The sequence below is a fragment of the Acidobacteriota bacterium genome, assembly GCA_022340665.1.
Taxonomy (GTDB): domain Bacteria; phylum Acidobacteriota; class Thermoanaerobaculia; order Thermoanaerobaculales; family Sulfomarinibacteraceae; genus Sulfomarinibacter.
On record JAJDNM010000125.1, the window covers coordinates 84,652 to 104,614 of the forward strand.

The following is a 19,963-nucleotide window of genomic DNA, read 5'->3' on the forward strand; positions in this document are numbered from 1 at the left end:
CGGTCGATACGGGCACGCCATCGATGGCGGAACTCGTTGGTCGGACTGTTGCCGCGCTCGCGCAGGAATCAACACCGCGCTGGCTACGTATACTGAAACGAACGAGAAAATCCGGGAGGACGCATGAGTGACGCGACGTGGTACGTAGCGGTGGCTGGGAAGACGATCGGTCCGATGAGTGAGGGTGAGCTGGTGGATGCCTTTCGATCCGGTACCTACGCACCGAATACCCAGGTTTATTGCGAGGGTGTTACCGAGTGGGCACCCGCAAACTCCGTGGCTGAGCTCAAGACCCGGATTCCGTCTCCACCGCCGTCACCGCCCCGCGTCGGCGGCCAGGCCGATCAGGTCGAGTACCAAATCCACGGCGACGAAATGCAGTTCGTCGAGGTAGAGCTCGACCCCGGCGAGGGGGTCGTCGCGGAGGCCGGTGCGATGATGTACATGGGTGAGGGCATCGAGATGGAAACCATCTTCGGTGACGGTTCCGCCCAGCAGTCGTCGGTGATGGACAAGCTGGTGGGAGCCGGCAAGCGCCTCCTCACCGGAGAGAGCCTCTTCATGACCGTGTTCTCGAACCGCGGGGCGGGCACCAGCCGCGCCGCCTTCGCCTCGCCCTACCCCGGCAAGATCATTCCGGTCGTTCTTGGTACTCACGGTGGTGCGATCATCTGTCAAAAGGACGCCTTTCTCTGCGCCGCCAAAGGGGTGTCGGTCAGTATCGCCTTCCAGAAACGGGTCGGCACCGCCCTCTTCGGCGGCGAAGGTTTCATCATGCAGAAGCTCGAGGGTGATGGGCTCGTCTTCGTGCATGCCGGCGGCACCATCGTCGAGCGCCGGCTCGGACCCGGCGAGAGGCTACGAGTCGACACCGGCTGCCTGGTCGCACTCGAAACCTCGGTCGACTACGACATCGAATTCGTCGGCGGCGTCAAGTCGGCGATCTTCGGGGGCGAGGGTTTCTTTTTCGCCCGCCTGCATGGACCGGGCAAGGTGTGGCTCCAGTCCCTCCCCTTCTCCCGCCTGGCCGGGCGCATCTGGCAGGCTGCACCCCAGACCGGTGGTCAGACCAAGGGTGAGGGCTCGATTCTCGGCAAGATGGGTGGCATCGGCGGGATCTTCGACGGAGACTAGTGGCCACGCGCCACCGGCCGCGGCGCAAGACCAGAGGTCGAGAATTCAGAGTTGAGGGTTCAGAGTTGAGAGTTGTCAGGGCGCTATCGACAATTCGGACGGGTGGAGAAAATCCCCAAACTCTAAACTCTTGACTTTCGGATCGGTTCCATCGCGAAAAGACTTTTCACCTTTTCCCCACCCGCTTCGCAAACTCATCCAGCACTCGCAGGTACGGTTCGATCGAGGGAATGAAATGGCGTTCCTCGCGGGAGTGGGGACCGATGCCGCTCTGCCCCCACACCACCTGGTTCCCCCCGGGTGCGAAACGGGCTGACGAGCCCGGTTTTTTCTTGCCGATCACGGCCGGCCCACCGGAGATGGACGTGACCGATGCAATGAGGTGCGTGAGGTAGGGATTGTCCGGCGGACACTTGACCCCCGCCTCCATCACCTCCACCGTCTCTTCGAGGCCGAGCTCGTTGCACAGGGAACGCACCTCTGCGACCAGGGCCTCGAGATCGTCGTCAGGGATCGGTCGGACCTCGAGGCCGAGAACTCCCAACCCGGCGGTGATGTTGTAGACCCCCCGTTCGCCCACATTCAGGTATGGAAAACGGGCCGACGTCTCCCAGCCATTCATGCTCGACAGGGTGAGGTGGCGGTTGCATGACGAGCCAAGAACGGATTTGATCTCGATCAGGCTGTCGAGCAGGTCCCTCGGACCGGCCCCGGTCCCCGTGTGTCCGCAGGCACCACGGGCGGTGATCTCCATTCTCAAAACTCCGCGGCTCTCGGTGCATACCTTACCGAAGAGCTCATTGCCCTCCTCGCCCGTGCGCTCGCCGACGACCATCAAGCCAGGCTTCCATCCGCTCTCGTTTTCGAGCGTTTTGAGCACGTGCGGGGTGCCGAAGGGTTCGCCCTCTCCATTCTCCTCGTTGCCGACGAGCAGCAGATTGATCGGAGGGTACGGTGGACCTCCGGCCATGACCTCGCTCATCCACACCATGTAGCTTGCAACAACGGTCTTCATATCGGCTGCGCCCCGGCCCCACAGGTAGTCACCCTGAATCATCGGCTCGAACTGGCTGTCGTCGGGTTCGGGTCGCACCACGTCGAAATGGCCGCAGAGGGTGACTTCAGCCGAGTCCTGGCTGGGGAACCTGGCCAAGACCGCTGGGTACCGGCCGCGGTCGAAAAACCGCACATCCAGTCCGTGCCGAGACAGGAAGTTGGCGACGAACCCGGCACAGGAAAAGACCTGATCGATACGTTCGTCCTCGCAGTTCGTGATCGAGGGGATGCGCACCATGTCGGTCGCGAGCAGGAGGACATCTCGGGTACGGTCACTCACCCCCTCGATCTCGAGCGCCGGTCGAGCCGGCCTTCCGACCCGCACCGGAAGCGAGGGCCGACGCTCGGCCATCTCGCGGAGGCCGAGGACCAGCGGTGCCAGCTTGTTCCACTCGGACCTGTAAAGTCCGGGCGACGACGCGATCTCTGCTACCTCATGCGCCACCCGACTTCGTCGCTCGTCGAACCACTCCACCAACAGCTCCGGAGGCACGACGACCCTTCCATCCTGGGTGCGTCGCACGTCTCCCCCGAGCCGCTCGAGCACCCACGCCCTGGTTGCCCCAGCAGGATTCGTGCCGCCGTCCCTCATCTTCCGCAGGGGCTCGAGGTCGTCGGCGTATCCGAGCCCGTCAGCCAGCGATTCGACCTCCGCCAGGATTTCCCCCAGCTGATCGCGAACGGTGACCTTTCCGCCGTGCGCAGGGTGTTCGATCTCCGCATCGAGTCCCCGCCTCGACGCTTCCTGCTCGTTGCGCCGCGCACGGAGAATGTCTTCCGGGCAGTAGGTATATCCCGAGCCGTACTCCGGATCGGCGTAGGCGCGAAGCATCAGGAGTTCTTTGAGCAAAATCTTGGCGACCGAGAGTTCGAGATTGTCGCCGCCCTCGTCGGTGCGCACTTCCACCCGTTCCATCGGCAAATCGACCCGTGCACAGAGGTTCTCCACCACCAGTGCCCTTTCGGCCTCTTCGATGCTGCCGTGCGCACCAGTTGAATAGATTCCTCGTCGGTAGAGTTCTTTCAGTTGGTCGCTGGTCGCAGAGATGTTCCGCCGAACCGGGGCGACGTCGGACCGAGCACGGACGGGTGTCCAGTTGTTGGCGCCAAAGCGGATCCCGGATCGAACCAGCTCATAGGAGATGTCGATGTACTCATCGTGGCTCGCGTAGAGGCCGGGTACGTCGAGGGGTTCCGGATTCGGAAACGATGCCAGGCGCCGCGAGTCATGATCCGTGAGCACAGTCTCGACCGTTCCGTTCACCTCTTCCGACGCGAACGGTGAAGCCGCGCTGACCGCGATGAATACGGGACACGCCGGCCTGAGAAGCCGAGTTGCCCGGATCACCGCCTGGTTTCGGTAGTCGACCAGCGTCTTTCCCCTTCTTTGCGACAGCGGCAGGTGGAGAAAATCTAGCGATAGGAGAGCTTCGGGAAAGCTGTGGTTGGTATGGACGCCGGCCGTCGCAAGATTGGCGCCGTAGAGCTCGACGCAGCGGCGGAGGTACCGTTGGCGTGCCAGGTTCCACCCGCGCGGAATGTCATCCGCTGTGACCTCGACGGAACTCGGAATATTGCCGTGCAGCGCGAGGAACGAGGTACCGTGGCCTTGACCGATCTCCGAAAGTGTGTCGAGCAGGATGCCCTCCAGCAGTCGCGCTTGAGCAGCGGTGGCGCGGGCCGAAAAGCACGGCGTCGTGGTGAGCTCGGTCATCCATCGGAAGACCTCGAGCTGAAAATGCCCGCGAACCCACTCTGGAAGCCCCTCGCCGTTGAGATAGTCGGCGAAAGGCCTCGCCTCTGGGCCGTAGCCGACCTGGCAGACCGGCACGAGATTCTTGTCGAGAATGTTGAACTCGATCTCGAGGCCCGAGGTACCGCTCTCCGGGTCCCCACGTTCCGAGTTTTCGAGCGCTAGATGGACCTTGTCAATGAAGCGAGTCCACTCTGTGCCGGTCACGAACGTCTCCCTCTGCGCGTCGGACTCACAACGATGACAGAGCCTGCCACAGCCGTTCGAGCGCCCCTCTCGTGGTCTCGGGCGGGAGCGCGTAGGAAAAACGAATCCAGTTCTTGCCGAAACCGGAGAAATAGACGCCGGGTACGACGGCGATCCCGTAAGACTCGGCGAGCGTCGTGCCGAGCTCGGACGTGTCCCCGTATCCCGCCTTCTCGAGCCACGGGCTCATGTCGAGAAAGGCGTAGTAGCCGTTCCCGAGGATGTGATTGATTTCGTGGTCGGCAAGAAAATCCCTGACGACCACGCGACTCGCGTTGGTCGGTTCGATAATCGGCGCGGCGGCTTTCCTGAATCCCATCCGGTATGCCGCCATCGCCACCGCAAGGCTGTAGAACGAGGGGATGACAGCGTGTGATGCGCGGCTCTGGATGAAGCGTATGACCTCCTCGGACGCGAGCAGGTGGGCGTTCCGGATGTTGCTCGCGCCGAGCGATTTGGTGAGGCCATCGAGGAAGATACAGCGGTCTCGTTCGGCCGGCTCGAGATCTTTCATCAACGCGTTGAGGTCGTGCGGCTCATCCTCCGTCACGCGGTGGTAGATCCAGTCGAACAGCACGTATGGGATGCCGATTGAAAACGCGGCCCGGGCGAGCTCGATTTGACGTTCGAGACGCATGCTGCGGCCGGTCGGGTTGTCGGGACTGGTGATCACCAGCAGCGCTATACGGCGGTCGCTGTCGGCGGCTGCCTCGGCACAGGCATGAATGCCCTCTGGCGTGAGAGTCCATGCGTTTTCTTCGTCGCCGGGCGCCAGCATCACATTCGCGCCAACCGAGTAGGGGCCCCAGTTGTAGGAGATCCAGGGCACCCTGGAAACGACTACGAAATCGCCACGCCGCTTGTGCCCGAGGAACTGCACGGCGTCATAAGCCTTGACCAAGGCGTCACGCCCGCCCTGGCAAGCGATGACGTTAGCCGGTCCCCACCCGGTCGAAGCGTCCAGACCCCAGTAATCTTCGACGACCGCCCGTCGGTAGGCCGGCGTACCGAACGGTTTGTCGTAGCCGGTTCCGTGCTCGATCTGCAGTCGTTGGGCCGCCTCGAGGAGCTCGCGAGAAACGCCGGGCAGGCTGGCACCACCGTCGCCCTGACTCGCATCGAAAACGCTACCGCCGGGTTCGCGAGCGAGATAGACCTTGAGGGCCTCGTTGATTTCGAACATCCGGCTTCCCGGAATCGGCAACATTCTCTCCGGGCTGGAATCCAGGCCAACCAACTGGTCAATATCGACGACCAGCGCCGGGACACTGGAGTCGCTCGCATCGCCCTTTTTCGTACTCAAATCTGCCTCCCACCGAAAACCTGCTGCGACCGAACCCACACCTCAGATGCCATTCTCTCCTCCGAATTCAATGCTCGCCTATTGTGCCATCGAATGCCTGCGCGTGCCTCGCCTTCTTCGGGTCGATCTCTCAGTCCGCGGCCAGCACGACTTCGATCGGGAAATACTCTCTGAGACCCTCGATGACTTCTCCGAGTTCGCCTGAGGCTTCGAGCTCGGCAGCCAGTACCTTCGTCCGGCGGATCAGGTCACGCTCTCGGAATATGTTGGCAAATCTGAAACCGGCCGGTCCCCACTGTTTCGTGCCGATGAGTTCGCCGGGCCCACGGAGCTTGAGGTCCGCCTCGGCAATCGCGAACCCGTCCGTACTTTCACAGACCACCTCCAGACGTCGTAGAGCGTCCTCACCGATTCCCTCGTCGGCCAACAGGATGCACCACGCCTGTCGTGTGCCGCGCCCCACCCTGCCGCGCAGCTGATGCAGTTGCGACAGGCCGAAGCGCTGGGGAGACTCGATCACCATCACCGATGCCTCGGGGACGTCCACGCCGACCTCGACGATGGTGGTCGACAACAGCACCGGTGCCGTGCCCCGCCTGAACCGGGCGATCGTCTCCTCCCGCTGGGATCGATCGAGGCGGCCATGCAGCACACCAACCTCGATTCCCTGCAAGGCCTGCCGGTAGGCTGCCTCACGTTCGGTCAGCGCCGCCGCCTCGATCTCTTCGCTGGCATCGATGATCGGGAAGACGACGTAGACCCTCCCTCCACCTTCGATCTCGTGCTTCAAGAAATCGAGTACTCGAGGACGAGCGTCGCCGAATCGGAGGTGGGTGTGTACTGGCCGCCGGCCCGGGGGCATCTCGTCGATGATCGACAGGTCGAGATCACCGTAGACGGTCAACGCGAGCGACCGGGGAATCGGCGTGGCTGTCATCACCAGCAGGTGTGGGGCACGGCCTTTCCCGACCAACGCCTGCCTTTGGGCGACGCCGAACCGGTGCTGCTCGTCAACTACTACCAGACCGAGCTGCCGGAAGGTCACTGACTCCTGGAAAAGAGCGTGCGTGCCGACTACCATCCGCACAGATCCATCGGCGAGGCCCTCACGTACGGACCGCTGGGCGGCCGGCACCATCGATCCGGTGAGTCGGTGGGTGGTAAATCCGACTGCGGAAAAAATGTCTTCGAACGTCCGGGCATGTTGCTCGGCCAGCAGCTCCGTCGGCGCCATGAATGCCACCTGATGGCCTGAATCGAGCGCCATCAGCATCGCCAGGGCGGCTACCACCGTCTTGCCGGAGCCAACGTCACCCTGCAACAGCCGAGACATCGGCCTGCCGCTCCCGAGATCCATCTTCATCTCGTCGAGGACGTTGAGCTGAGCACCGGTCAGCTCGAACGGCACGAGCTTCGCAATTCGCGTCGGATTGACGATTTCGGTGTCGATCACGGCAGCGCCCGCCGCCCTACGTGCGAGTCGACGCATGTGCATCGCGCACGCGAACGCCAGCAGCTCGTCGAAAGCCAGCCGACGGTGAAAAGGGCTGTTTCCACTGTTGAAGTCTTCGAGCCCGCTATCTTGGGCCGCCAACTCACACGGCGGGCTCGGGAGGTGCAACTCGCGCAGCGCGTCGCACAGAGGCGGGAGGCCGAAACGCGCTCGCACCGCGGCAGGAAGGGGATCGCGGCAGGTTTCGGTCGCCTCGACACATTGCGCTATCAGATTCCTCAGCCGACGTCCTCCAAACCTGCCGAGGCGCCGATAGACGGGTACTACCCGTTCCTCTCCGTCGGCGACCTCCTCGACTTCCGGGTTGACCAGCTGCAACACTCCGCCACGACGTTCGCGAACCTGTCCGTAGAGATAGAGCTCCGGTTCGTCGGATAGGCGGCGGTGAATCCATCGCTGATTGAACCAAACCACTGCGAGCAGGCCACTGCCGTCATCGATCACGCCATCGACGATGACCATCCTGCGCCGCGGGATACGACGAACCTTCAGGTTGGTGACCCGACCTTTGAGCAGGATCCAGGATGCGGCCTCCGGATGACGAGCCAGGCTCCACACCTTCGTCCTGTCTTCGTAGCGCCGTGGCAGATGCAGCAGAAGATCGAGAACCGTGTGGAAGCCCTCGCTGGCGAGGTCCTCGGCGCTGCGCGGGCCGACACCCTTCAATTTGACCAGAGGATCGTCGGGGCGCAGCGCGTCTCGCGCCGAAGTCAATCTGCGTCGATCTCGAACCGGCACTGGATGGTGCCGAAGACCACCGTGTCGCCGTTGGTTACCGGCGCCGGCTTGCCGGCCGCCAGCCGTTCGCCGTTGACGAAGGTACCGTTCATCGTGCCAACATCCTCGATGACGTTGTACCCGCCGTCGTCGTCACGTCGAATTCTCGCGTGTCGACGAGATATCGATCGCTTGCCATCGACCGGCGTGAGGTCGATGTCCGGGTGGATGCCGGTCACGGGATCTATCCTGCCGATGGTGGTCTCGCGCGAGTCCGCGAGCGGAAACGTGATGCCGGAGCTGATCTCGACCAGACGCGCGTTGGGATCGGGCTCCGCGCCGCTCTCAGTGTCCTTGATGCCGGATTCATCGATGTCGACTTCATGCCCGACCGCCTTTTCGAGCAGCGCCGTGGTCTGCTGGAGGCGTACGACAAGCTTGCGCATCATACGAATCGCGATTTCGGGGTTGTGTTTCAGGATGAAGGTGAATGCCGACTGGTCGATCATGACCGCGGCCACATCGTCCACCGCATAGGCCGACGCGGAGCGGGGCGATTCATCTTCCAGCATGCACATCTCGCCAAAAAAGTCGCCCTTCCCGAAGGTTGCGAGGGTTCGCTCCTCGCCGCCCAGGTTCTTGCGCACTTCCACCGTGCCGCTTTCGATGACGTACATGGTGAGTCCGAGATCACCCTCGGCAAAAATCTTCGTGCCGCTCGCGAATGTCGTCCGCATCGGTTCCAGCGAGTCGTGACGCGAGTCGGTCGGCTTGTGCGATTTGACCTTGAATTTCGCCATCTTTAATTCCAGACGATCGTGGCCGAATCGGTGTCGAGTTCGACGACCCCGCCGACCGGAAATGCGAGATTTTGTGCGCCGTGTCCGAATGGAAGATCAACGATCACCGGCGCGTCTGGCGGAGCCGCTTCGAGGAGGAGCCGTTGCCATGTGCCGGGCCGTTCGGATGCCGGGCGACAATCACGCAAGCTCCCTCCAATCAATGCTTTCACCTTTCGCAATCTACCAGAGGCCCTGAGGTGGGTCAACATTCGATCGAGCCGGTAGAGTGGCTCACCGACCTCCTCGAGAAAGAGCAGACTGCCGTCGAAATCCGGTTCCCACGGCGTGCCAATCAGGGCTATCATGAGGGCCAGATTCCCTCCTATCACCCTTCCCGAGGCTCGGCCTTCACGCACAACGCATCGCTTCGGGACCCGAAATAGCGGGCCGCCGGAGAGCTCGCCGAGCAACAGGGAACGGAGGCGCTCCGCATTGGCTGGCCTGGTGAGACCGGCGGCGACCATCGGACCGTGGATCTGTACTGTTCCCAGTCCGGAGAGCGGGTTCAGCACGGCGGTGAGATCGGAGAAGCCGACGAAGATCGCTCTCTTCCCCTTGAGAATTCGCCAGGGTAGGTCATCAAGAATTCGCGTAGAACCGTACCCGCCCCTGGCAGCCACAATCACCCGCGCGCCGGACTCGAGAACCTCCCTGACTCCGTCGACCCGCTCGGCGTCGGTCCCCGCCAGATAGAGCTCGCTTCGGCGGATATTCGATGATTCGACCACCGGGTGCCCCCAAGCGCGAAGCACCTCGAGACCTGCATCGAGCCTGACCGGATTGACCGGGCCCGATAGCGCGACAACGCCGATCGGCTCACCGGGTTGGAGCGGTGCGAATTCTTTACTCACAGCTTCAACATTACCTCGGATTCATCGGTTCTGTGTGAAGAGCCGCCGGGGGTGTGTTTTGCATCACCCTCATCCTTGACCCTCTGCCCCTTTTCTCCTTTTCAGCTTTTTCTCACCCCGCCAGCCCGGCGGGGTGAGAAAAAGCTGGAGGAGGCTGTAGGCCGGATTCTGTACCCCTTGGGGCGGCGTTCATTCATCTGGGCCGCGCGTTACCGCACGGCTCGAGCAGCCAACCCGGGGACCTCACCCACACGAGGTGGGATGCGGGGACAGGCAACCCTCGATCCCCCTATTCGGCCTTGCTCCGCACGGGGTTTACCGTGCCCCCTCCGTCTCCGAAGGGGCGGTGCGCTCTTACCACACCCTTTCACCCTTACCCCCGGCGATCGGGGGCGGTCTGCTCTCTGCGGCACTTTCCCTCGTGTTGCCACGGCCGGGCGTTACCCGGCGTGCCGCCTGTCGTGGAGTCCGGACCTTCCTCCGGAAACAAAGTTCCGGCGAACGCCCACCTCCTCCAGCCACGCCAAGCATACCACCTGGGATTTGGGCGGGAGTGAAGATTCAGCGTTTTGGGGACACACAGGTGACCGAGTACCCGGACAGGGACCCAGGCACGAACCGGCAGTGGAGACGCGAATTCCGCTTGCGGACCTCGACCAGCGCCGATTCGCCGTCCACCGTTCGGAAACTCCGGCTGCCCTTGCTGAGCAGCCGCGACCTGAGGAGATGGGAGACCTCCTCGAGTTTCGCCATATCCTCGAGAAGCAGCGTGACCCGAAATGGGTACTCCAATTCCACGGCGAGCTCGAAAACCGCTGCTTCGAAAGCGTCGACCATCTCCTCGAGGGTCAGACCTCGCCCGCGCCACACGCCGAGCGGTTCGACCGCAACCGAGGTCATGCCTCGTTTGACGCTGTCCTTGAGGATCGATGTCAGGCTGCGCCGCACGTTTCCGGCGCGGCAGGTCGGCTTCTCCTCGAGGTCGTGCACCACCGCCTGATAGATCCACAGCGAATCGTTGTCGCGACTGCGGAGCAGGAGATACCGGCCGAGCGGAAGTGGGCGGTGCTCGGCGATCGCGGCGTACGCCGAATCGAGATCGTCGTTGGTGTCCAGGTCGAGCAAGCCGTTGCCGGCCATCACCAGATTGCGGTCCTCCTGGACGATTTTCGCGTCGGGCTGCAGACGCCTCCCGAAGGCCTCGTCCATGTCGAGGTCGAATCTCAGACTACACGGGTTGTCCACCTATTCAGTGTAGCCCACATGAGACTGGGAGGGCTGGCAAATGACAGTTTTTTGACGATTCGTCGCTCGGGCTAACCCCCGTTGCCGCCGACCGCCCGTTTCGCCATCTCCTGCGTCACCACCAGGCGGTAACCGCCCTCTGCCTTCTCCTCCAGTCCTTGATGCTGCCAGGGGTCGAACTCGAGCGGATTGATGATCTTGTTGAAGACCGTCCGGAGTGCGCGAGCCCCCGTGCGGATGTTCTTCTCAGCGGCTTCCGCGATCATCGCCGCCGCAACGTCGTCGAGATCGAGCTCGATATCCATCACCTCGAAGAACGCCTTCGAGCGGATGAAGGGTGAGTCGAGCGAGCTGGTGAGGATCTCCTTGAGAACGGCCACGTCGAGATCCCGCAGCAAAACCACGTTGTCGAAGCGGGCCATGAACTGTGGCACCATGCCGTACTCGAAGAGGTCCTCGGGCTTGAGGAAATCCGCCAGGGCGAAACGGGTTTCGATCCGCACCTGGCCGTCGGCCATCTGTACCGCCTGCGATTTGAGCTTTTCTCCGCTCGAAGGGTTGATGACCCGCAGATACACCTGGTCGTAGAGGCCCTCGAAGGCGCCGCCGCAGATGAACATCATGTGGCTGGTGTCGATGTTCAGCGTGACCGGCACTTCCTCGCCGTCCTCCCGCGCGTAGGTCTTGTAGGTCACAACCTCCCCCTCCATCAGGGTTAGCAGGCCCTGCTGCAGGACCACTCCGATCGGGTTCGGTTTGCCGGCCACGATCGACGACATCTTGTCGATCTCGTCGATGCAGATCGTGGCGCGTTCCATCGTCTCGGTGAGGGCCGCGGCGGTAGGTTTGGAGCCGAGAAGGGCCCGGGCCCTCTGCTCGACCGCGGTGAAAAGTCTCTCCGGCTGGAACTCGAGCCGTTCGGCATCCACCAGCAGATTCGCGTTGATGATCGTCATCGCACGAAACGGCCGGTACTCGGCGACGTCGTGATACATCCGCTGGATGTTGTTCATGATCGTCGTCTTGCCGGTTCCCGAGTTGCCGATCAGGAGGATGTTGCCGGGCACCTTGCCGGTGGTGTGCTTGTAGACCGCGACCGCGACGTAGCGCAGGGCCGTGTTCTGGCCGAGCACACCCTTGCGCAGCTCATCGAAGATCTGCGTCGGAGCGATCTCCTCGAGAGGACGCAGATCCGCATCCCTGACACTCATCCCACCACCTCCCACACCCCATTTCGCGGCGCCAGCTCGACGTCGTCGATGTGTACCGAGCGACCGCAACCGCCGGGTCGAAAATCAGTCACGATATCGACGTGCTGGGCGGAGCGGTTGAGAACCCCGGCCTCCTCTAGCGCCGCGATCGACGCTTTGCCGGCCTCCGAGCCAGGATCTTCGACGAAGCAGTCCTCGTAGCTCAGACCGATCGCGATGTGCAGGGTACCGCCGACCTTCTCGACAAAGAGAGGGTGTTTCAGGACCCGGTCGAGCCCGGGGTTCATCCCCAGGGCTACCTCGCCGAGGCGATGGGAACCGTCGTCGGTCTCGATGATCGCCGCCAGGTGCTCGTGGCCTTCCTCGGCAGCGTACTCGACGATCCGCCCACCTTCGAACCTCAGATAGATCCCGCGGATGTCGTTGCCGCCGTAATTGACCGGCAGATCGACGAAGATCTCGCCCTCCGTGCTGTTGGCGTTGGGGCTGGTGAAAATCTCCCCGTCCGGGAAGTTGCGGAGCCCGTAGGACAGAACGGCGTGGCTCTCGGAGATATCAAGCTCGAGCGCGAGCTCCCGCCCGTCCTTCGGATGGACGGTGATGATGCGGATATTTCGTCCACCGTCGATGACCGGAGCGAGCGCCTGTTCCGCCTCCAACAACGGACGCGGATCGGTGGTCGAGGCGCCGACGATGAACTCCCTGTAGGCATCGAAGTCCATCTCCTCCAACTCGGCTGACGCGCGCGTCGGGTAGAGGGTGATCACCCACTGTTTCGACAGCCTGATATTGGCGAAGGGTCGGTCGGCCGCCGCCAAAGCCTGCGATTGGTCAGCGGTCAGGCCCATGAACAACTCGGGATCCTCTGCGCCCAGTACCTCCACGTATTTGGTCATGTCCTCGTAGCGCTGCTGATGCCATCCGGGCGCTGCGCCCAGCTGTTCTTCGCTCCCCGATCGCGCCATTTCGGCCGACCACACCCGGCCTCGTTCGTTGTTCGGTGGGACCAGATAAACGTCGGGCACACCACCCGCCTCGATCACCCTGCGCTCGAGGACCGATATCAGGGGCCAGCACACAGCTTCGCCCTTGATCATCACGCGGTCGTCAGCTGTGATCCCTCCAAGTGAGTGATCGAGAAGGTATCCGGCCCATACCTCGAGGTCTTTGGTGTCAATCATATGTGCTCCTTGCGCCGCGTTGACGGCGGCGGACATTCTACAGCGTTTCGAGGCCGAAACGTTTGCTGAGAATCCTATCGCGAACACACGCCGGGAGGCGTCCAATCAGCGGGAGCCCAACCGAATGTTTGCCGGCTCTCAAAACCGATGGAGGCGATGCAGCGGTCGCGGAATCCACGACCAGCCGTGCGAAATCCGGCGACGGTGTCGAACCCACCTGTGACACGCCAGCCCTGGCCTGAACTCCGTCAAATACCGAAGAATACAGCGAGTCTTCCCGGTAGCGTTCGATCCCGTGCAAGGCGTGTTCCGCAAATCGCGACTCGACTGCTCCGGGCTGGACGGTGATCACGCGTATCCCGAACGGTGCAAGCTCCATGCGCAGCGCATCGGAAATGAGGTGGACAGCTGCTTTGGTGCCACAATACGCACCGCCGAACGGCGTCGCGGTCACGCCCGAGACGCTTCCTATGTTGACGATCCGGCCGGTCTTTCGTGCCACCATCCCGGGAACGACCGCACGAACGACGGCGACGACACCAACAACATTGGTTTCGAACTGATTCCTCAGCTCAGCGAGATCGAGCTCGGCAACCGGGCCGATCAGTCCGTATCCGGCGTTGTTGACCGCCACGTCGATCGCTCCGTGCATATCGATCGCTGCGGCGACCGCCCGTTCGATCGACGCTCCGTCGGTGACGTCGAGCTCGAGGATGTTCGTGTCGGTGCTCGCCAGATCCTCGATGGCCTCGATCTTCCTCGCCGTCGCGACCACTCGGTGGCCTGAAGCGGCAAACGCTTCGGCCAGGGCCCTGCCAATACCGGATGAACAGCCGGTGATCAGCACGACCTGGTTTTCAAGATGCGCCAATTTCGTCCTCCGCGCGCCTGTAAATTACGGTTCATCCTAGCGCTTCGGACGCCTGCGAGATACGATGGATGTATGAATCCACGGTTTCACCTCGACGAGACCACTCCCGAGGCACCCGACCTTGTCGCACCATCCGGTGACTCGCCTCCTCCGATTGCGCGTCAACTCTTCGAGGCCGACTGGCAGAACTCGTCTGCCTCGCCCCTTTTGTTGTACGTTGCCGAGGAACCGCGAGTCGGCCTCGAGTTCAGGTATTTCGGTCTGGACTGGAGGATCGTCGACTACCGAAATGGCTGGATCGCGCGGATGCTGGTCGGTTGATCGCTCGGTTACCGGGCATCTCGGGTATGATCGCCGGCCATGGGTTCCGAAACAACGCGAAAGAGCAATCAGTCACTTGACGCCATCCTCGAGATGCCGCCGGAACAGGCAGCCTCGCGTCTTGCGGACGCCATCCAGAATCCTCCGGCTCGCCGAGCCTCGGCTCTCGAACACGATGCCCTAGTGGTCGACCTGCTCGAGAATCGAAGGACCGGGGATGCGATCCTGGAGTTCATTCCCCTGAAATCACTCGAGGTTCTTTCTGACCGCTGTCTCAAACGTCTCGATGAGGACCCGGGACCGGCGCGTGAAGTGGCATGGCAGCTTCTCGACGTATTTCGGCGCTCGGTGGTGCTGTCCCGAATCAACCAGGCTGGTGTGGTCGACAATTGGGCTGAGAGGATTCTTTGCCTGGTCGAGGCCTCGCATTTCACCTTCGGCGCACTCTTCAACCAACGAGCCAGCGGCTACGGAGAAAGGACGCTCTTCCGGGTGCCCACATCTGGAGGAAGCCGGGCGATCAGTTGGCGCCAAGTCTCCGGTCGGGTCGACCTCATCGCGCGAAGCCTGCACGCGTTGTCGGATGAGACCGGAGGAAAACCGATCGCGATCCTCTCCAACAACAGCCTGGAAATGGCGCTGGTGGATCTCGCCTGCCTGACTTCCGGGATCGTCAACGTCATGGTGCCGGCTACCTCGACGGAAAACGACGTAGGCTTCATCCTCGACCACGCCGGAACAGGCGTGGTCGTGGTCTCCGACAACGAGCAGCTGAAGAAGGTCCTCAATTCGCGGATTCGTGAGGTCGAGCTTGGGCCCATCATTGCTCTCGACCCGCGCGTGCGTGCAGGCAAAGGCGTGATCAGTCTCGACCAGCTTCTCACCCGCGCTTCAGAGGTTTCGGACGAGATGCTCGCGGAGCGACGCTCCCGGTCGAAGATAGAAGACCTGGCAACCGTGATGTACACGTCCGGGACCACGGGTGTACCGAAAGGGATCTGCTTCACTCAGCGAAACATCGTGTACAAGAGATTCGCCCGTGCCCTGGCGTTGCCTGAAATCGGCGAACAAGATCGGTTCCTGTGCTACCTGCCGCTGTTTCACACCTTCGGGCGCTTCCTCGAACTCACCGGCAGCATTTTCTGGGGCGCGACATACTGTTTCGCGTCGAGCCCGGGAGTCGAGGATCTTGCCCGCCAGATGCGCGAGCTTCAGACCACCGTCTTCATCAGCATCCCGATGAAGTGGATGCAGCTCTTCGACCTCGTGCGCCAGAAGGTCGACATCGATGGCGCTCCCGACCACGAGGTCGAAGACGCGTTTCGCCGAACGGTGGGTGCCGGCCTCCGCTGGGGACTCTCCGCCGCCGGCTATCTCGATCCAGAGATCTTCCGTTTCTATCAACGATACGGGGTCGAGCTCATGAGCGGTTTCGGCATGACCGAGGCCACGGGTGGCATTACGATGACCCCACCAGGTCGCTACAAAGACGACTCTCTCGGCCCGGCCCTGCCCGGGGTCGAGATCAGGGTTGCCGAGGACGGAGAGTTGCTGATTCGCGGGCCCTACGTCATGACCGGTTATCTCGACCCTCCGGACGGCACCAAGGCGCTCGACGACGAGGGGTGGTTCGCAACCGGCGACCTGATGGAGCAGGACGGCGACGGTTTCATTCGAATCGTCGATCGCAAAAAAGAGATCTACAAGAACATCAATGGCCAGACGATTGCGCCGCAAAAGATCGAAAACCTCTTCCGTGATTTCGATTCGGTCGGCCGCATCTTCCTGGTCGGTGATCATCGAGCCTTCAATACCGCCCTGATATACCCGAACCCGGATTACGAGGCGCTCGATATGCGCGGAATGTCACGCGAGGACCTCGAGCAGCATTTCCGTTCGCTGGTGGTGAGCGCCAACTCGTTCCTCGCACCATTCGAGAGAATCATCGACTTTGCGGTAATCGATCGAGATTTTGACGGAGACCGCGGCGAGCTCACTCCCAAGGGCACCTTCAGGCGAAAAAACATCGAGCGTTCCTTCGCCGACCAGATCCGGCTTCTCTACCGCCGCCGAACGCTCACCGTCGGCGGTGCCAAGGTCATCGTACCCAACTGGCTATTCCAGGCACTCGGCATCACGACCCAGGAGCTGCGGATCGGCGACGAAACTCTGCTTCTGTCGTCCATCGGAACCTCCCTGACCATTCGTGAAGAGGGAGAAGACGTCGTCAGAATAGGCTCGGCCTACTACCGACCCACCGGCAGCGCAGTTGACCTCGGGCATCTGCTGTCGACTCCGATGCTCTGGATCGGCAATGACGAACTCGTCGACTTCGCACCGCTCGACGCCAACCACCGATACCGTCGTCGACGGCGAAGTGTGTCCGCGGAATGGCTTCGCCGAACCGGCAGCCACGCCGTCACCGACGCGGAACGTGCGGCAATACCGAAGATCATCGGTCGCAAGGAGGTCGACCTGATGGACCTCCATACGGCGGCCCTACTTCTTGCAGCCGAAGATGATCGGGATGCGGTGGAAGCGGTCAAGGTCCTCGACCATCTTCTTCAGGTCGAAGACGGAGAGATGGCCGACCATGCTCTCAGAATCCTTCGACGAGCCTCCGATTCGGAGTCGATTTCGGTCCGCAGATCTGCATTCCAGACACTTGCAACCGCCGAGGTCGAAACTCACTATCGCCATACTTTGTCCGACTTCTTCGACCAGGGTGATGATCTCCTGGACGGCAGAACGATCGAGATCCTGGTCGATCACGGCCTTTCCGCGGAACGCGTCGATGCCTTCATCGAGGAAGCCGAACGCCGCTGTAAGAGCTTCGGCAGCGACATGGACCCGGCACTTGCATCGCTGTTCGATTTTCTTTCCGCCTACGGCGCCAACCATCCCACACGCTACAGCCGTCTCCGCGCCTTTTTCACGCGTGCCGTGATGGTCGCGGACGCTCCCGCCCTTCGTGAGAAGGCAATCCAGGCGAAGCGGCACATGGCGCGAGGTTTTCGCGATTGGCTGGGCTCCCCTTTGCCGGTCGCAGTCGATCCCGAAACGGGCATGGAGTACCGCTGGCAGGACGTAGTCGAGTTCGACGACGAAATCGACCGGGAAACCAGACGTCACCTCCTCGACGTCCTCCGGCGAACCCCGATCATCCAGGAGGCCTCTTTCCTCCTGACAGACTCTCCGAGGGTCATCCATCTGGACGACATAGTCCCGGGCGGGGTTTGGATTCGTTTGCTCGGCGAATCCCACGGCAAGTCGGTATTTCGTGTAGCTATCAGAACCCGGGCGCGCGAGCAGCTCGATCTCGCACTCAACCTGAACCGCGATCTTTCACACGATGACGCCGCGGAGGAGATCAACTGGCTGATCATCTGCAGCGACGTTCGTGGCCGCGGCCCGCTGGTCGAGGTGTTCGGCGGCGCCTGGCCCGAAGACGATTTGTGGACCGAGGAGTTCATCCCTGGTGAAACCCTCGACCACGCCCTCGACCGCCTCTGTCGGAAACACGCCGAGAACACCGAGCGCGTCGAGGTGTGGTGGCCGTTCGCGGCATGGGCCGCCCTCAGCGCCTACGTCGACTTCTGGGACCGCACCGGTCGGCGACTCGTGGTCGCCGATCCGTCACCCGCAAATGTGATCGTGCCCCTCCATGATTACCTGTCCGGAGCTCGCCTGGTCTCGATATCATCCAGGGCGCCCTTCGACTCCCTGGCGACGATGCTACGGAGCTTTTACCGTTTTTTCATTGCCCCCGTTGAGGAGAACCACCCGGAGTTGTCGGGCCTGGCCAGTTGGGACGTCCTTTTCTCGGCGGTGCTCGAAATTACCGGCGAACACGAGGGAGCAGCACTTCTTCGGGTTTTGCTCGAAACAGCGTCAACAACTGAGCGTGACATGGCCGACCGTCTCGAAAAATTTCTCGATTCGGTTGCACGCCGGGGTTTTCTACCGAGGCAACTCTTCTTCGCGGCGAAGCGTTACCGCCGTTGGGAACGACTCAATCCGGACGCCACCCCACGTGCTCGCGCTCATACGCTGCACGAGATCTACATGACATACGGCCTCGCGGCGCTGGCAGCCGACCATCCCGGGTCGCGCGCCCGTTACTTTCGCGAGACCGTGTTCCGGATTGCCACGGACGCCCTGTCCGAAGGTCTCGACGATCTGATCAGCCAGCTTCGCGACGGCACACTGCATCGTGACGACGTCAGCGCCGCAGTTGCGGACATGCGGGCCCACCTCTCCCTCTCGCCGGACGAGGACTACTTTTTGGCAAGGCTGTCCTTTCCATACCTCAAGCCGGACGACACCGCGAGCTTTGTCGCGGCCGCCGCTCGAGGCACCCAACAGAGTGAAATGGTCGTTACCCGAGAGGATTCGGAAGGCCACACATTCCATATCCGCCACGCGTTGAGCGCAAAGGAGGTAGGACGCCTCTACCGACTTTTCAACGCAGCCAAGCTCCAGGTCCAATTCCGACCCGAGCATCGCTTTCTGATCGCGATCGGCGATCGCGGCAATCTCCTCGGCGGGCTCTTTTACGAGGAGCAGCCGGAAGAACATACGGCCCATTTGGACAAGGTCGTGGTCGGTGACGGCCACAGGGGGGGCGGCATCGCGCGTGCACTCATCGAGGAACTCGGCAATCGTCTCCGCACCGCCGGTTACCGTTCGTTGACGACCGGGTTTTTCCGGCCACAGTTCTTCTATCGCCTCGGCTTCAAGGTCGAGCCGCGGTACGCTGGACTCATGCAATCGCTGGCCGTGGAGGATGAGGAGATCTGATGGCTGGTGGAATCCGCAAGCAATCCGAGGTCGTCTTCGATCGCCTCGAACAGAGTTGGGAAAAGCTAGCGACCCAGAAGAGGGTCGCTTCCACGCTGGTGATCGTCTTTCTCGTCGGTCTCGCGCTGGTCGAGGCACGACGTCTACCATGGCTATCGCCCGAACTCGCCGAGCGCCTCCCCTCCAATCATTTCGAGGCGATATTGCTGCCTTTCACACTGCTCCTGCTGGCCGAGGTCATATCCCTGGTTTTTGCCATAGCGCAATCGGTCGCTACAGCGGTCGGCAAGCAGCTCGAGATCATGTCCCTGATCCTCATCCGGCAGTCCTTCAAGGAGCTCACCCTCTTCCCCGAGCCGATAGTCTGGAGCACGACTTCCGGAGAGATCACCAAGCAGGTGCTGTACATCATCTCCGACGCCACTGGTGCCCTGCTGATCTTCGGCCTGTTAGCGGTTTATTTCCGCCTTCAGATCCACCAACCGATTTCGAGCGATCCGGACGAACAATCCAGCTTCGTCGGTGCCAAGAAGTTCATTGCATTGGTCCTGCTGGTCAGCCTGATCGTGATCGCGATCAACGTCGCATGGGCGTGGATTTCCACCGGCGAGGAACAGTCGTTCTTCGAGGTCTTTTATACCCTGCTGATTTTCGCCGACGTGCTCATCGTGTTGATCTCACTCCGCTACAGCGTGGCCTATCCAGTCGTGTTTCGATACTTCGGTTTCGCGGTGGCAACCGTGCTGATCCGCCTGGCACTGACCGCCCCCCGTGTAATCGATGCCGCTCTCGGCGTCACGGCAACCCTGTTCGCGATCGCACTGACCTGGGTCTACAACCGCACCAGCGGCGTGGAATAACCGTGCCGCTTCGTCACGTTGGGGTCTGCAACGATGGAACTTGTCGCATCAATATCTAT

The 19,963-nt window shown here is 61.9% G+C and carries 13 protein-coding genes and 1 other RNA gene; 4 read left to right on the plus strand and 10 right to left on the minus strand.

Annotated features, from left to right (window positions below; genetic code table 11):
- Positions 1 to 123 precede the first annotated feature (123 nt).
- Positions 124 to 1,134: a TIGR00266 family protein gene (locus tag LJE93_13955; GenBank protein ID MCG6950011.1), complete on the plus strand. Its 1,011-nt coding sequence runs from the start codon at positions 124 to 126 to the stop codon at positions 1,132 to 1,134.
- 166 nt (positions 1,135 to 1,300) lie between these two features.
- On the opposite strand, the gene LJE93_13960 is transcribed toward LJE93_13955, so the two are convergent.
- The 10 genes from LJE93_13960 to LJE93_14005 form a co-directional block, all read right to left on the minus strand.
- Positions 1,301 to 4,150: a M20/M25/M40 family metallo-hydrolase gene (locus tag LJE93_13960; GenBank protein ID MCG6950012.1), complete on the minus strand. Its 2,850-nt coding sequence runs from the start codon at positions 4,148 to 4,150 to the stop codon at positions 1,301 to 1,303.
- A 25-nt stretch (positions 4,151 to 4,175) separates the two neighbouring features.
- Entirely contained in the window at positions 4,176 to 5,492 is a 1,317-nt protein-coding gene (locus LJE93_13965; protein MCG6950013.1) for a pyridoxal phosphate-dependent aminotransferase, read from the minus strand.
- Positions 5,493 to 5,622: 130 nt separating this feature from the next.
- Positions 5,623 to 7,719 carry an ATP-dependent DNA helicase RecG gene (gene recG, locus LJE93_13970; protein ID MCG6950014.1) on the minus strand — a complete coding sequence of 699 codons (2,097 nt, stop codon included), beginning with the start codon at positions 7,717 to 7,719 and terminating at the stop codon, positions 5,623 to 5,625.
- Positions 7,716 to 8,522, minus strand: coding sequence for a cyclic nucleotide-binding domain-containing protein (locus tag LJE93_13975; GenBank protein ID MCG6950015.1), 807 nt, complete (start codon positions 8,520 to 8,522; stop codon positions 7,716 to 7,718). The genes recG and LJE93_13975 overlap by 4 nt, the downstream gene beginning before the upstream one ends.
- 2 nt (positions 8,523 to 8,524) lie before the next feature.
- Positions 8,525 to 9,415, minus strand: coding sequence for an LD-carboxypeptidase (locus LJE93_13980; GenBank protein MCG6950016.1), 891 nt, complete (start codon positions 9,413 to 9,415; stop codon positions 8,525 to 8,527).
- Positions 9,416 to 9,556: 141 nt separating this feature from the next.
- An RNA gene (gene rnpB, locus LJE93_13985) (RNase P RNA component class A) lies at positions 9,557 to 9,932 on the minus strand.
- A 44-nt stretch (positions 9,933 to 9,976) separates the two neighbouring features.
- Positions 9,977 to 10,660 carry a hypothetical protein gene (locus LJE93_13990; protein ID MCG6950017.1) on the minus strand — a complete coding sequence of 228 codons (684 nt, stop codon included), beginning with the start codon at positions 10,658 to 10,660 and terminating at the stop codon, positions 9,977 to 9,979.
- Between the two features lie 71 nt (positions 10,661 to 10,731).
- Positions 10,732 to 11,871, minus strand: a complete 1,140-nt coding sequence (locus LJE93_13995) for an AAA family ATPase (GenBank protein ID MCG6950018.1) — start codon at positions 11,869 to 11,871, stop codon at positions 10,732 to 10,734.
- Positions 11,868 to 13,052: an aminopeptidase gene (locus LJE93_14000; GenBank protein ID MCG6950019.1), complete on the minus strand. Its 1,185-nt coding sequence runs from the start codon at positions 13,050 to 13,052 to the stop codon at positions 11,868 to 11,870. Before LJE93_14000 ends, LJE93_13995 begins: the two co-directional genes overlap by 4 nt.
- Positions 13,053 to 13,089: 37 nt before the next feature.
- Entirely contained in the window at positions 13,090 to 13,923 is an 834-nt protein-coding gene (locus LJE93_14005; protein MCG6950020.1) for an SDR family NAD(P)-dependent oxidoreductase, read from the minus strand.
- A 72-nt stretch (positions 13,924 to 13,995) separates the two neighbouring features.
- On the opposite strand from LJE93_14005, the gene LJE93_14010 reads away from it, so the two are divergent.
- Genes LJE93_14010 through LJE93_14020 form a run of 3 tightly spaced genes read left to right on the plus strand, consistent with a single transcriptional unit; the run spans position 13,996 to position 19,904 of the window.
- A complete protein-coding gene (locus LJE93_14010) occupies positions 13,996 to 14,244 on the plus strand; it encodes a hypothetical protein (GenBank protein ID MCG6950021.1) in 249 nt (82 codons plus the stop codon).
- 39 nt (positions 14,245 to 14,283) lie between these two features.
- Complete coding sequence (locus LJE93_14015) at positions 14,284 to 19,044, plus strand: GNAT family N-acetyltransferase (GenBank protein ID MCG6950022.1); 4,761 nt, start codon at positions 14,284 to 14,286, stop codon at positions 19,042 to 19,044.
- Positions 19,044 to 19,904: a hypothetical protein gene (locus LJE93_14020; GenBank protein ID MCG6950023.1), complete on the plus strand. Its 861-nt coding sequence runs from the start codon at positions 19,044 to 19,046 to the stop codon at positions 19,902 to 19,904. The genes LJE93_14015 and LJE93_14020 overlap by 1 nt, the downstream gene beginning before the upstream one ends.
- The last annotated feature ends 59 nt before the right edge of the window (positions 19,905 to 19,963 follow it).